The organism is Pseudomonas sp. (assembly GCF_035512415.1).
Taxonomy (GTDB): domain Bacteria; phylum Pseudomonadota; class Gammaproteobacteria; order Pseudomonadales; family Pseudomonadaceae; genus Aquipseudomonas.
Genome location: NZ_DATKDZ010000029.1, coordinates 150,850 through 164,121 on the forward strand (window position 1 = coordinate 150,850; position 13,272 = coordinate 164,121).

The window sequence follows — 13,272 nt, forward strand, 5'->3', positions numbered from 1 at the left end:
GGGGACTGTAGCGGCGTCAATTGGCGATACCTGCGAGAAAGTGTAGCGGCCAGCGCACAAAACGTGGCTGATTGGCATCACCCCAGGCCTGACGCAGGGCCGGTTCCAGTTGCTGTAGCGGATCGAGGCCATTGCTCTGCTCATAACGCTGGGTGGCTGACCAGGTGCGCAGGTAGTCCAGCAGCTGTTCCAGTCGCCAGTTTGCCTCGATAGCCGCGGGCGGTGGGCTGAGTGGACTGAAGGGATTGTGGATATCGCTGTAGCCGGCATCGACACTGGCGCGGCCTTGCGGCCAGTAGCCCTGCAGGGTGTTCCAGTAGAAGTCTTCGATCAATTCGTCCAGCCGCGGGTTGATGCTCATCAGGCTGTAGCACCAGGCGCAGAACACGCCCCCCGGCCTTAGCAGGCGGCGTACTTCGTGGAAAAACGCCGGTGTGGCGAACCAGTGTAGAGCCTGAGCGACCTGGATCAGATCGAAGCTGTGGCTGAGCAGCGGCTGGCTCTGGGCCTCGGCGGCAAACAGTTCGAGGCCCTGGGGATCGGGGCAGGCACGTAGCTGCTCGACGCTGGCATCGCAGGCCAGCACCTGGGCGAAGTGCTGGCGCAACGGTTGGCTGGCCTGGCCGTTGCCGCAGGCAATATCCAGCGCACGCTGGCGTTGCGGGCATTGTGCCGCGAGCCAGGTGAACAGGCTGTCCGGGTAGCGCGGGCGAAAATTTGCGTAGTCCTGAGCGTGTGCGCCAAAGAGGGCCGTGACGTCACTCATGGCGCGCGGGTTCTATAGCGCAGACGGGTGCCGAAGTTGAGTGACATAAGGATTTCGTCGGCGCTTAGCTCCGCCGGGAAATAGGTGCCGGAAATCTGCGCATGCGCCAGGCTTGCGCCTTCAAGTCGGGTATCACGCAGGTCGAGGCCGCGCAGGTCGGCACCGCGAAAGTAGGCATTGGTGAAGTTGATGCCTTGGGCATCCAGAGCGCGCAGATCAAGGCCGCGAAAGTCGCCGTCACTTAGATCGACTTCGCTGCCCGGGGGCTTCTGGCTATTGAATGCAGCGATATTTTCGCTGTGTATCAGGCGGTAGAGCGGGCTATCGAGTTGCCGCGGCTGGCTCATACAGGGCTATCCAATGAGGAGGATAACGCCAGTATAGAAGCCGCGGCGGGTATTGCCCGCGGCTTGGCCCGATAGCCCGGGGTAGTCTGTTAGAGACCAGGCAGGCGCTGGCGAATACGCATAATCAGGCTGTCCAGGCTGGCGCTTTCATTGGTGTCCACGCGCTTGCTCTGAATCAGTTCGGCCTCGGTCAGGGGTTCGCGGCTGGCTTGTTGGGCGCGCACCACCTCCATACTGGCGTCGGAGGGGTCGCTGCCGGCGGCCTTGCGTTGCTCCAGCCAGCTGGCAATGACTTCCTCGGGGGCGGCGCAGTCGAGAATCAGAAAGGGCGCGCCGCAGGCTTCGGCCACCGCGCAGGCCGCCTGGCGCTGGGCCTGCTTGAGGTAGGTGGCGTCGATTACCACCGGGAAGCCGGCATGCAAGGCTGCATCCGCCAGCTGGTGCAGGTGGGCGTAAGTGGCGCTACTGGCATCCTGGGTGTAGATGCCCGCACTGAGCTTGCCCTGATCGGCCTCTTGCTGCTCGCCGAACAGGCGCTTGCGCTCCACATCCGAGCGCAGGCGAATCGCCCCCAGGGCTTCGACCAGGCGCATGGCCACGTGGCTTTTGCCGACGGCGGAAACGCCGTGGGTGATTGCCAGGAAGCGCGAGGGGATGGCGCTGTAGCTCTCCGCCAGGTTGGCGTAGTTGCGGTATTGGCGCAGGGTCACGGCTTTTTGCACGGCGTCGGCCTGGTGAGCCAGGCTGAACAGCGCGACCTTGGCCCGTACCAGGGCGCGGTAGGCCTTGTAGAAATTGAGCAGTTCGAGGGCCGCGTAATCGCCGCTGTGTTCCAGCCAGGCATTGACGAAACGCCGGGCGTGGACCTTGAGGCCGCGGTCTTCCAGGTCCATGGCGAGGAAGGCGGTGTCCGAGGCGGTATCAATCAGGCGGAACGGTTCGTTGAATTCGATGCAGTCAAACAGCACGACCTCGCCGGCAATCAGGGTGGCGTTGCCCAGGTGGATATCGCCGTGGCATTCGCGGATCGAGCCATTGCCGGCGCGCTCGGCCAGCAGCGGCTCCAGGCGAGTAAAGTTGGCTTCGGTCCAGGCTTCGAGAGCCTCGAGTTGTTGCAGGTCGGCTTTGTCGCTCAGAAGTGGGCGGATCTGTTCGAAGTTCTGCCGCATCGGCGCGACGATGGCGGCGGGGGAGCACAGTTCATGACTGCTCGGCACAGCTGGGGTCTGGGCGTGAAAATCGGCGATCTGCTTGGCCAGTGCATCGATATGCACCTCGCTCAATTCGCCGCGCGCCTGGATGTCGCTGAGTAGCTGGCTTTGCGGGAACTGGCGCATTTTCAGGGCGTACTCGATAGCCGGGCCGCTGCCGTCGAGTTGCGGGGCATCGACACTGCCGCTGATCGGCAGTACTTCAAGGTACAGATCTTGGGTCAGGCGCTGATTGAGGCGCAGTTCTTCCTGGCAGAAGTGCTCGCGGGCGCTCAGTTCGGTGAAGTTGAGAAAGCCGAAATCCACCGGTTTCTTGATCTTGTAAGCGTAAGGGCCGGTGAGTATCACCCAGGAAATATGCGTTTCGATAACCTGGAACTCGTCCACCGGGTGAGGGTAGAGGGCCGGGTTCTGCAATGCGGCGATCAGGGCTTGGCTCACGGGCGATCCTTGGCTTTCGTACTAAAAATAAGAGCGCCATTATGGCCGCTTGGGGTCCGTCTGCAAACCGCTGCTCGGGCCTGCTGGGCGCAGACAAAGTGCGTATAATGCCGCGCCATGACTCGTACCCGATCTTCTCGCCCCCGTTCAACGCGCCGCCCAGGCGCTACACGCCCCTGGTTGGGCTGGATCCTTAAGCTTGGCCTGGTAGGCCTGGTGGTTCTGGCCGTTTTCGCGGTTTACCTCGATGCCATCGTGCAGGAGAAATTCTCCGGCAAGCGCTGGACAGTGCCGGCCAAGGTTTACGCCAGGCCTCTGGAGCTGTTTGTCGGACAGAAACTGACCAAGGACGACTTCCTCAAGGAACTCGATGCCTTGGGCTACCGCCGCGAAAGCGCGGTGGCAGGCCCCGGCGGCGTATCGGTTGCCGGCAATAACATTGAGCTGCATTCGCGCGGGTTTCAATTCTATGAAAGCACTGAGCCGGCGCAGCGGGTGCGCGTGCGTTTCTCCGGTGACTACGTTGCAGGTCTGACTCAGGCCGGTGGCGGTAACCTGGCCGTGGCACGGCTCGAACCGCTGCTGATTGGCGGGCTTTACCCCGCGCACCAGGAAGACCGGGTGCTGATCAAGCTGGATCAGGTGCCGCCTTATCTGGTGGAAACCCTGGTGGCGGTCGAAGATCGCGAGTTCTTCAATCACTTCGGCGTATCGCCCAAGGGCATTGCCCGCGCGGTATGGATCAACGCCACCGCCGGCCAGCTGCGTCAGGGCGGCAGTACCCTGACCCAGCAGTTGGTGAAGAACTTCTACCTGACCAATGAGCGCACCCTGGTCCGTAAAGCCACCGAAGCCATGATGGCGGTGCTGCTGGAGCTGCATTACGAGAAGACGGACATTCTCGAGGCCTACCTCAATGAGGTCTTCCTCGGTCAGGACGGTCAGCGTGCGGTGCACGGTTTCGGCCTGGCCAGCCAGTATTTCTTCAGCCAGCCACTGTCCGAGTTGAAGATTGATCAGGTCGCGCTGCTGGTGGGCATGGTCAAGGGCCCGACCTTCTATAACCCGCGGCGCAATCCCGAGCGCGCCCTGGAGCGGCGTAACCTGGTTCTTGATGTGCTGGCCGAACAAGGCGTTGCCAGCCCCGAGATCGTTGCCGCGGCCAAGCAGAAGCCGCTGGGCGTGACCCAGCGCGGCAGCATGGCCGACAGCTCGTTCCCGGCCTTTCTCGATCTGGTCAAACGTCAGCTGCGCGAGGACTATCAGGAGCAGGACCTGACCGAAGAAGGGCTGCGCATCTTCACCAGCTTCGACCCGATTCTGCAGCTCAAGGCGGAAACGGCCCTGGCCGACTCGCTCAAACGCTTGTCCGGGCGCAAAGGTGTGGATGAGGTCGAGGCCGGCATGGTCGTCACCAATCCGGAAAGCGGCGAAGTACAGGCGCTGATCGGCAGTCGTCAGCCGCGGTTTGCCGGCTTTAACCGAGCGCTGGATGCGGTGCGGCCGATTGGCTCGCTGATCAAACCGGCGATCTACCTGGCCGCTCTGGAGCGCCCAAGCCAATACACCCTGACCAGCCTGATCGAGGATAAGCCCTTCTCGATCAAGGGACAGGATGGCCAGGTGTGGAGCCCGCAGAACTACGATCGCAAGGCCCACGGGACGATTTATCTGTACCAGGGTCTGGCCAACTCCTACAACCTGTCCTCGGCCAAGCTGGGGCTGGAGGTCGGGGTGCCTACCGTGCTGCAGACCCTCGAGCGCCTGGGTGTCGAGCACAAGTGGCCTGCTTATCCGTCGATGCTGCTTGGTGCTGGCGGGCTGAGCCCGATAAACGTGGCAAATATGTACCAGACCCTGGCCAATGGCGGCTTCAATACGCCGCTGCGGGGTATTCGCAACGTTCTGACAGCGGATGGCGAGCCGCTCAAACGCTACCCGTATCAGATTCAGCAGCGCTTCGACAGCGGTGCCATCTACCTGCTGCAGAACGCCATGCAGCGCACGATGTCTGAAGGTACCGGGCGCTCGGTCTACAGCCAGCTGCCGCGTTCCCTGGCGCTGGCCGGCAAGACCGGTACCAGCAACGATTCGCGCGACAGCTGGTTTGCCGGCTTTAGCCAGGATCTGTTGGCGGTGGTCTGGCTCGGCCGCGACGACAATGGTCCGACACCCTTGACCGGTGCGAGCGGGGCTCTGCAGGTGTGGACCGAATTTATGCGCAAGGCCGATCCGCTGCCGCTGGATATGCCGTTGCCCGATAACGTCGTGCAAGCCTGGGTCAATGCCAATACCGGGTTGGGTTCCGATCCGAGTTGTCCGAATGTGGTACAGATGCCTTATATTCGCGGCAGTCAGCCGGCGGCCGGTCCTGCCTGTGGTATCAGGGCACCGGTCAATGAAGTGATGGATTGGGTACGTGGCTGGTTGGATTAAGTGAGAGGGTGTGCAGTGAATAAGTGGTTGATTCCAGTGTTAACGGTTTCGGTTGTGCTTGGCGGCTGCGCCAGCGTGCCCCGGGGCTCGATCCCCGTGGTGGACTCCGGCTCCTCGGCCTCGCCGCAGTCGGGCGGTTACAACCTGCCGCCGGCACAGCCGCAGAGCCTGCCGGAAGACTCCGGCGTAGTGGTCATGGTGCCGGGTGCCGGTGCCAGCAACGCCCCTATCCAGGCCTTTCCAGCCGGTAGTGCGCCGATCGAAAGCACCATCAGTAACCAACCCTGGAGCAGCAATGCGCCAGGTACCGTGACCTCCGGCAGCCCCGCGCCCGCTGCGCCCAGTGGTATTCCGAGCGGTGGTGGCCTGTCTGTCGACGAGCAGCTCGATGGGCCGGTGCTGGCGTTGCTGACGACGGCTCAGCAGCAGCAGGGTGGCGGCGATCTCAACGGTGCGGCTTCCAGCCTTGAGCGCGCCCAGCGCATAGCGCCGCGTGAGCCGCAGGTGCTCTATCGTCTCGCCGAGGTGCGTCTGGCGCAGGGTGATGCGGCCCAGGCCGAGCAGTTCGCTCGGCGCGGCCTCAGCTACGCCAGTGGCCGCCCCGCGTTGCAGGCCAGCCTGTGGAACCTGATTGCCAACGCCCGCGAGCGTCAGGGTGACCCGGCGGGTGCCGCTCAGGCCCGCGAACGTGCCCGGGTAAGCCTCTGATGGACCCACGGCTGGTCACGGTGGCCGAGCAATTGCTGCTGATCGAGCGGGAATTGCGTGTGCAGGGCTGGTGGGAAATGCAGCCCCCCAGTGCCGAGGCGCTGGCCAGCCAGGAGCCTTTCTGCGTGGATACCCTGGCGTTCGAGCAGTGGCTGCAGTGGATCTTTCTGCCGCGCATGAAGCAGCTGCTAGAGGCCGGTGCCGCGCTGCCGAGCGTTTCGGGTATTCAGCCCATGGCCGAGCAGGTCTATGGGGTAGGGCAGGCCGAGAAGGCCAGGGGGCTGATCCGCTTGCTGGGGGAATTCGATCGTCTGATCGTGGGCGCGACCTGAGTCGCGCCTAGCCAGGGCCGATTACTGGCAGTTATCGGCGATTGCCTTCTGTGCGGCGCTGATACGCTCCTGGCGCTCTTCTTCGTTAATACGGCGCACTTCACCGTCGACCTCCATGCGTAGGCGCGGATTGTTCTGCAACTGTGCCAGGTTGGTGCGAACGTCCTCGCAGTACTTCTTGCGCTCGGCTTCCTTGGCCGCCACCTCTTGCCTGACCTTCTTGTCGATGGCCGCCTGCTCGGGATCGGAAATGCTTTCGAAGGTCGGTATGACGTCCGGCTCTGCCGCCTCGACAGGTTTCGCAGGGGGCGGCGCGGCAGTATTGATGCTGGTAGCTTGCTGGCCTCGCGGCGGCTGTGAACTGAAATGGGTAACGCCTTGGGCATCGACCCATTTGTACACCTGGCTGGCCATGGCGGTTGCGCTCAGGGCGAGCAGCAAGCTGCTGGTAATGATCATACGGCGCATGCTGATTCCTTTTTTTAGGCTGCCAAATTATGAGCTGCAAAACCTGCCAGTTACTATAACCAAAACCGCCGAATCGTCATCCTGCCCCCTATTGGCGCAGAAGATTGCAGAATCCGTCACGGATTGCTTGACTTGCCTGCGCTGAATCCGAACAATTCCACGTTCGCTGTAGTGGAGTCCGCCGCAAGCAGGCTTTAGCTCAGCAGACATGAGGCGCACACCCGCGCCGACCTGTTTCACCCGCAACGCGTTACCTCGCGCTGGGTGGGAAAGTCCCGCAACACTCTGGGGCGTTCCCAATACTTGCTCAGTTGTAGCTGACGTAGTCGGCGACCACCGTCGCTCATGCTCTGCTGACAGTAAACCTATCTTAGGCCGTCCCCAATGTTGGGCGGTTTTCTGGCGTTTTAGAGGTGAACAACGTGGAGCTTTTATCCGGCGCTGAAATGGTCGTCCGCTTTTTGCGTGACGAAGGCGTTAAGAACATCTATGGGTACCCAGGCGGTGCTCTGCTGCATATCTACGATGCCCTGTTCAAGGAACCGGAAGTCAATCACATCCTGGTTCGCCACGAGCAAGCGGCTACCCATATGGCTGACGGCTATGCCCGCGCCACCGGCAAGGCCGGTGTAGTGCTGGTAACGTCCGGCCCTGGCGCAACCAATGCCATCACCGGTATCGCCACCGCCTATATGGACTCCATCCCGATGGTGGTGTTGTCCGGCCAGGTGCCGAGCAATATGGTCGGTACCGATGCCTTCCAGGAAACCGACATGATCGGTATCTCGCGGCCTATCGTGAAGCATAGCTTTATGATCAAGCACGCCTCGGAAATCCCGGAAGTCCTGAAGAAAGCCTTTTACCTGGCGCAGTCCGGCCGTCCTGGCCCGGTGGTGGTGGATATCCCCAAGGATATGACCAACCCGGCCGAGAAGTTCGAGTACGTCTATCCGAAGAAGGTCAAGCTGCGCTCCTACAGCCCAGCCCTGCGTGGCCACTCCGGGCAGATTCGCAAGGCTGCCGAGCTGCTGCTCAGCGCCAAGCGCCCCATCGTCTACTCCGGTGGTGGTGTGATCATGGGTGGCGCTGCAGCGCCGCTGACCGAGCTGGCGCAGATGCTCAATCTGCCAGTGACCAATACCCTGATGGGCTTGGGCGGCTTTCCGGGTACCGATCGCCAGTTCCTCGGCATGCTCGGTATGCACGGCAGCTACACCGCCAACCTGGCAATGCACCACGCCGATGTGATTCTGGCGGTTGGTGCGCGCTTCGATGACCGGGTGATCAACGGTGCGAGCAAGTTCTGTCCGAACGCCAAGATCATTCATATCGATATCGACCCGGCATCCATTTCCAAGACCATCAAGGCCGACATCCCGATTGTCGGTCCGGTCGAGAGCGTGATGACCGAGATGGTTGCGATCCTCAAGGAGATCGGCGAGAACCTCAACAAAGAGGCGCTGTCGAGCTGGTGGAAGCAGATTGAGGAATGGCGCGGCGGTCGCATCATGTTCCCGTACGATCGGGGCGACGGCAGCATCATCAAACCGCAGACCGTGATCGAAACCCTGTCCGAAGTCACCGGTGGCGACGCCTTCGTGACTTCCGACGTGGGCCAGCACCAGATGTTCGCGGCTCAGTACTACCGCTTCAACAAACCCAATCGTTGGATCAACTCCGGCGGCCTGGGCACCATGGGCTTCGGTTTTCCGGCGGCCATGGGCGTCAAACTGAGCTTCCCGGATGCCGACGTGGCGTGCGTGACCGGCGAGGGCAGCATCCAGATGAATATTCAGGAGCTGTCGACCTGCCTGCAGTACGACCTGCCGGTGAAAATCGTCAACCTGAACAATGGTGCCCTCGGCATGGTGCGCCAGTGGCAGGACATGAACTACGGTAGCCGTCACTCGCACTCCTATATGGAGTCGTTGCCGGACTTCGTCAAACTGGCCGAAGCCTATAGCCATGTCGGCATGCGTATCACCGACCTGAAAGACCTGAAGCCGAAGATGGAAGAGGCGTTTGCCATGAAGGATCGCCTGGTGTTCCTCGATATCCAGGTCGATACCAGCGAGCACGTCTACCCGATGCAAATCAAAGACGGTGCGATGCGCGATATGTGGCTGAGCAAGACGGAGCGGACCTAATCATGCGACACATTATTTCCCTGCTGCTGGAAAACGAGCCTGGCGCATTGTCCCGCGTGGTCGGTCTGTTCTCGCAACGCAACTACAACATCGAAAGCCTCACCGTGGCTCCGACTGAAGACCCGACCCTGTCGCGTCTGACCCTGACCACTGTGGGCCATGATGAAGTGATCGAGCAGATCACCAAGAACCTCAACAAGCTGGTCGAGGTGGTCAAGCTGGTTGACCTGTCGGAAAGCGCTCACGTTGAACGCGAACTGATGCTGGTCAAGGTCAAGGCCACCGGTGCCCAGCGCGCCGAGGTCAAGCGCACCACCGATATCTTCCGTGGGCAGATCGTCGATGTGAACACCAGCGTCTACACCATTCAGCTGGCCGGCACGAGCGACAAGCTGGACAGCTTTATCCAGGCCATTGGCACCGCGTCGATCCTGGAAACCGTACGCAGTGGCGTTACTGGCATTGCCCGCGGCGACAAGGTGTTGAGTATCTGATCCCGTCGTACTAATAAAGCGAAAAGCCCTCGGGGGAAATATCTCCTGAGGGCTTTTTGCTTTTCGGGCTAAGCGCCTCGCACGCGGCGGAGCGTTGCTGCCGGCATTTAGCGTTGGCGACTCCAGAAGGCGTTGATCAGCGGATCCTTAAGGCGCTTCTCCAGCGCAAATAGGCCAATGTCGTAGGCTGTTAACGGTGGCTGAGTATCGTAGATACGGATGCGTGCGGTCAGTGGGCTGTTGTCGAGTACGATTTGCGGGACCACGCCAATGCCAAAACCCAGGCTCACCATGCTGACGATGGCTTCGTTACCGCTCACCTGCGCATAAATTCGCGGTTTGATGTTGTGGCTTTTCAGCCACAGGTCGGTTCGGGTGCGAGCGAGGCCTTCTTCCGAGAGGATCATTGGCACGTCCCGCCAGCTCTCTGCTGTGGGATGCCTAAGCTGTTCTTCGCTCAATAGCTGAGGTGACTGCGGGCCGATAAAACACAGCTCTGAACGGGCTATCGGTTGAAATTCGACGCCGGCCGGCAAGCTGTCGGGGCGGGCACCGATGGCAAGGTCTTCCAGTCCTTCCTGCACGCGCTCCACGGCTTTGGCTGGGTCGCCGGTGTGCAGCTTCATTTCAATGCGCGGATAATCCTGGCGAAAGCTGCTCAAGATGTCATAGAGGAAGCTGTAGCTGGCCGTTACCGAGCAATACAGGGAGAGCTCCCCGTGCAGGATTAACTGATCCTGCTTGAAGGTCTGGCGGATGGCTTGCCAGCCGTTTATGACCTCGCTCGCATACTCGCGGAACAGTTGCCCCTCGCGGGTCAGGCGAACTGAGCGGTTGTCGCGCAGAAACAGCTGCGCGCCGAGTTCGTCCTCAAGTTGTTTGATGCTGCGGCTGAGCGCCGAAGGGCTGACGTGCTGCTCACGGCTGGTTTTGCCGAAGTGCAGGTTGTCGGCCAGGGCGAGAAAGAGTCTGAGTGCGTGACTATCCATGATTGTTTCAAATATCGGCATGTTGTGTTGCAAATATATCATTTTACGCAACGGGGCGGATCACTTAAGGTGTCTTCGTCGCGGTGCATGCACCCCATCCCTTTCCGCTTAAAAGAGCCAAGAACATGAAAGTTTATTACGACAAAGACTGTGACCTCTCGATCATCCAGGGCAAGAAAGTTGCCATCATCGGTTACGGTTCCCAGGGCCACGCCCAAGCGTGCAACCTGAAAGATTCCGGTGTCGACGTTACTGTTGGCCTGCGTAAAGGCTCGGCCACCGTTGCCAAGGCAGAAGCCCATGGACTGAAAGTGGCTGACGTTGCCACTGCCGTTGCCGGTGCCGACCTGGTCATGATCCTGACCCCGGACGAGTTCCAGTCCCAGCTGTACAAGAACGAAATCGAGCCGAATATCAAGAAGGGCGCAACCCTGGCCTTCTCCCACGGCTTCGCGATCCACTACAATCAGGTTGTGCCGCGTAGCGACCTCGACGTGATCATGATCGCGCCTAAGGCTCCAGGCCACACCGTGCGTTCCGAGTTCGTCAAAGGCGGCGGTATCCCTGACCTGATCGCGATCTATCAGGACGCTTCCGGCAATGCCAAGAACGTTGCCTTGTCCTACGCTTCGGGCGTTGGCGGCGGCCGTACCGGCATCATCGAAACCACCTTCAAGGATGAGACTGAAACCGACCTGTTCGGCGAGCAGGCTGTTCTCTGTGGTGGTTGCGTTGAGCTGGTCAAAGCTGGCTTCGAAACTCTGGTCGACGCTGGCTACGCGCCGGAAATGGCCTACTTCGAGTGCCTGCACGAGCTGAAGCTGATCGTTGACCTCATGTACGAAGGCGGTATCGCCAACATGAACTACTCGATCTCCAACAACGCCGAGTACGGCGAGTACGTGACTGGCCCGGAAGTCATCAACGCCGAGTCCCGCGCTGCCATGCGTAATGCTCTGAAGCGCATTCAGGACGGCGAATACGCCAAGATGTTTATCCAGGAAGGTGCGGCCAACTACCCATCGATGACTGCCTACCGTCGCAACAACGCGGCGCATGGTATCGAAGTGGTTGGTGAGCAGCTGCGTTCGATGATGCCGTGGATCTCGGCTAACAAAATCGTCGACAAAGCCAAGAACTAAGGCTTGTTGATGTGAAAAAACGCGGCCATGGCCGCGTTTTTTCATTGTGCGCCAAGGCTTCTGGTATAAAGCCTGAGTACTGAATGGGTGGTGCCGACGAACCCTTGTCGATACGGCCTGTCGAAATTTCCAAATCCGTTGCAAGGTATTGTTCATGAACGAACGTCCAGATGAACCCCAGTCGCCCCCTGAAACAGAAAGCTTGTTGCCCATTGACGAGCATATAGAAGAGGGGCACGACGACGAGGGGCGCAAGGTTCGTCATCGCGGCATTTATCTGCTGCCAAACCTGTTTACCACGGCCAATCTGTTTGCTGGCTTCTACGCCATCATCAATGCCATGAACGGTAACTTCTATGTGGCGGCGGCGGCGGTGTTCGTCGCCATGGTGCTCGATGGTCTGGATGGCCGTGTTGCACGCCTGACCAATACCCAGAGTGCCTTCGGTGCCGAGTATGACTCGCTGTCCGATATGGTCGCCTTTGGTGTGGCGCCGGCCTTGCTGGCATTCGAGTGGGCGCTGGGTAGCATGGGCAAGGTAGGCTGGATGGTGGCCTTCATCTATGTCGCCGGCGCAGCCTTGCGTCTGGCGCGCTTCAATACACAGATAGGTAGTGTCGATAAGCGCTACTTTATTGGTCTGGCCAGTCCGGCAGCTGCCGGTGTGGTAGCGGGTACGGTCTGGGCCTTTAGCGATTTCGGCATCAAGGGTTCGAATATGGCCTTTGCCGTGGCGATCCTGGTGGCGGCCGCGGGTGTGCTGATGGTCAGCAACATCAAGTACCACAGCTTCAAGGATCTCGACTTGAAGGGGCGCGTGCCCTTTGTGGCGATTCTGGCGGTGGTGCTGGTCTTCGCCGTAGTCTTCAGTGATCCGCCGCGTATCTTGCTGATTATCTTCCTGGCATATGCCGCATCAGGGCCTATCCAGTATCTGCTGCAGTTACGGCGTCGTAAAACGACTGAGTAATGGGTCTGCCACCGAAGCCGTTGATGTTCGCATCAACGGCTTCGGTGTTTCTGCGTTGGTCGTGTCCTTGCCTTATACCGCCGTTCTTAAGGGTGTGCGGGTAGTGGGCTGCCATAAAAGCGTAATAATGCCTTGACCTGGCTCCGCTTGCCCCTATAATGCGCACCTCTTCCGGTGCAGATCTCTCGGAAAACTTATTCTAAAACAATAAGTTAGCCTTAAAAGAGAGATTGCAAAGCAGCGCAAGCTGTGTAGAATGCGCCGGGCTGGCAGGGTGGCGGTTTGATCCTGTTGGTGGCTTCGATCAGGTAGATCGGCAGCGGTTGAAGAGGTGGTTGACAGCGGTTTGAAACGCTGTAGAATTCGCCTCCCGCTAACGAGAAGCTGGATGTTGGTCGGGGGGTGCAAGTGGTTGAGTAGAAAGAACTTCTTCGGAAAGAACTTCGAAAAACAACTTGACGCAAGATGAGGCTGCTGTAGAATGCGCGCCTCGGTTGAGGCGAAAGACTTAACCACCCGCTCTTTAACAACTGAATCAAGCAATTCGTGTGGGTGCTTGTGAGGTAAGACTGCTAGTCGCAAGATTGTCAGCATCACAAGTTACTCCGCGAGAAATCAAAGATGTAACCAACGATTGCTGAGCTAAGTTTAGGGTTTTCACAAACCCAAGCAGTATTGAGCTGAAGAGTTTGATCATGGCTCAGATTGAACGCTGGCGGCAGGCCTAACACATGCAAGTCGAGCGGTAGAGAGAAGCTTGCTTCTCTTGAGAGCGGCGGACGGGTGAGTAATGCCTAGGAATCTGCCTAGTGGTGGGGGAT

12 protein-coding genes and 1 rRNA gene are annotated in these 13,272 nt (G+C 59.8%); 8 read left to right on the forward strand and 5 right to left on the reverse strand.

What is annotated here, in order from left to right; genetic code table 11:
* Nucleotides 1-16: 16 nt before the first annotated feature.
* The 3 genes from VMP31_RS15685 to VMP31_RS15695 form a co-directional block, all read right to left on the reverse strand.
* On the reverse strand, nt 17-766 hold the full coding sequence (locus VMP31_RS15685; RefSeq protein ID WP_325508635.1) for a class I SAM-dependent methyltransferase: 750 nt from the start codon (nt 764-766) through the stop codon (nt 17-19).
* Complete coding sequence (locus tag VMP31_RS15690) at nt 763-1,113, reverse strand: pentapeptide repeat-containing protein (protein WP_325508636.1); 351 nt, start codon at nt 1,111-1,113, stop codon at nt 763-765. Before VMP31_RS15690 ends, VMP31_RS15685 begins: the two co-directional genes overlap by 4 nt.
* Before the next feature lie 89 nt (nt 1,114-1,202).
* Complete coding sequence (locus tag VMP31_RS15695) at nt 1,203-2,765, reverse strand: AAA family ATPase (protein ID WP_325508637.1); 1,563 nt, start codon at nt 2,763-2,765, stop codon at nt 1,203-1,205.
* Between the two features lie 117 nt (nt 2,766-2,882).
* Here VMP31_RS15695 and mrcB point away from each other — a divergent pair, with 117 nt between their 5' ends.
* The 3 genes from mrcB to VMP31_RS15710 are packed head-to-tail and all read left to right on the forward strand — an operon-like array spanning nt 2,883 to nt 6,241.
* A complete protein-coding gene (gene mrcB / locus VMP31_RS15700) occupies nt 2,883-5,201 on the forward strand; it encodes a penicillin-binding protein 1B (RefSeq protein WP_325508638.1) in 2,319 nt (772 codons plus the stop codon).
* 15 nt (nt 5,202-5,216) lie between these two features.
* Nucleotides 5,217-5,909, forward strand: a complete 693-nt coding sequence (locus VMP31_RS15705) for a tetratricopeptide repeat protein (RefSeq protein ID WP_325508639.1) — start codon at nt 5,217-5,219, stop codon at nt 5,907-5,909.
* Nucleotides 5,909-6,241, forward strand: coding sequence for a YqcC family protein (locus VMP31_RS15710; protein ID WP_325508640.1), 333 nt, complete (start codon nt 5,909-5,911; stop codon nt 6,239-6,241). The genes VMP31_RS15705 and VMP31_RS15710 overlap by 1 nt, the downstream gene beginning before the upstream one ends.
* Nucleotides 6,242-6,262: 21 nt before the next feature.
* Here VMP31_RS15710 and VMP31_RS15715 read toward each other — a convergent pair whose 3' ends face one another.
* On the reverse strand, nt 6,263-6,709 hold the full coding sequence (locus VMP31_RS15715; protein WP_325508641.1) for a DUF4124 domain-containing protein: 447 nt from the start codon (nt 6,707-6,709) through the stop codon (nt 6,263-6,265).
* 422 nt (nt 6,710-7,131) lie between these two features.
* Between VMP31_RS15715 and VMP31_RS15720 the strand changes: the two genes are divergently transcribed.
* Both VMP31_RS15720 and ilvN read left to right on the forward strand, forming a co-directional pair.
* On the forward strand, nt 7,132-8,856 hold the full coding sequence (locus VMP31_RS15720) for an acetolactate synthase 3 large subunit (RefSeq protein WP_325508642.1): 1,725 nt from the start codon (nt 7,132-7,134) through the stop codon (nt 8,854-8,856).
* A 2-nt stretch (nt 8,857-8,858) separates the two neighbouring features.
* Nucleotides 8,859-9,350, forward strand: a complete 492-nt coding sequence (ilvN, locus tag VMP31_RS15725) for an acetolactate synthase small subunit (RefSeq protein ID WP_298116935.1) — start codon at nt 8,859-8,861, stop codon at nt 9,348-9,350.
* 107 nt (nt 9,351-9,457) lie between these two features.
* Here ilvN and ilvY read toward each other — a convergent pair whose 3' ends face one another.
* Nucleotides 9,458-10,339 carry an HTH-type transcriptional activator IlvY gene (gene ilvY / locus VMP31_RS15730; RefSeq protein ID WP_325508643.1) on the reverse strand — a complete coding sequence of 294 codons (882 nt, stop codon included), beginning with the start codon at nt 10,337-10,339 and terminating at the stop codon, nt 9,458-9,460.
* Between the two features lie 125 nt (nt 10,340-10,464).
* Here ilvY and ilvC point away from each other — a divergent pair, with 125 nt between their 5' ends.
* The 3 genes from ilvC to VMP31_RS15745 form a co-directional block, all read left to right on the forward strand.
* Nucleotides 10,465-11,481, forward strand: a complete 1,017-nt coding sequence (gene ilvC / locus VMP31_RS15735) for a ketol-acid reductoisomerase (protein ID WP_325508644.1) — start codon at nt 10,465-10,467, stop codon at nt 11,479-11,481.
* A gap of 154 nt (nt 11,482-11,635) precedes the next feature.
* Nucleotides 11,636-12,451 (forward strand): CDP-diacylglycerol--serine O-phosphatidyltransferase, encoded by an 816-nt coding sequence (gene pssA / locus VMP31_RS15740; protein ID WP_325508645.1) that lies wholly within the window; start codon nt 11,636-11,638, stop codon nt 12,449-12,451.
* A 677-nt stretch (nt 12,452-13,128) separates the two neighbouring features.
* Nucleotides 13,129-13,272: ribosomal RNA gene (locus tag VMP31_RS15745) — 16S ribosomal RNA — on the forward strand; the annotation flags it as partial.